Source organism: Bacillus cereus group sp. BfR-BA-01382, from assembly GCF_022663475.1.
GTDB lineage: Bacteria > Bacillota > Bacilli > Bacillales > Bacillaceae_G > Bacillus_A > Bacillus_A thuringiensis_S.
Genome location: NZ_JAKUFQ010000333.1, coordinates 1 through 314 on the forward strand (window position 1 = coordinate 1; position 314 = coordinate 314).

Genomic DNA, 314 nt, shown 5'->3' on the forward strand with positions numbered 1-314 from the left:
GTCGCTGCAATTACTCGAACATTAATAGGTATCGCTTTCGTTCCACCAACTTTTACAATTTCTTTTTCCTGCAATACACGAAGGAGTTTCGCTTGTGTATTTGCAGATAACTCCCCTATTTCATCTAAAAAAATACTACCGTTATTCGCTTCCTCAAAGAACCCACGTTTCCCGCCTCTTTTCGCTCCAGAAAACGCCCCTTCCTCATAACCAAATAATTCACTTTCTAACAACGTCTCCGAAATGGCCGCACAGTTTACACGGACGAACTTATTGTATTTTCGATTACTTCCATTATGGATTGCATGGGCAAA

Annotated in this window: 1 protein-coding gene; it reads right to left on the reverse strand. The window is 40.8% G+C overall.

The features are described from left to right. On the reverse strand, nt 1-314 hold a 314-nt coding region (locus tag MR160_RS34225), incomplete at both ends, for a sigma 54-interacting transcriptional regulator (RefSeq protein WP_242299254.1).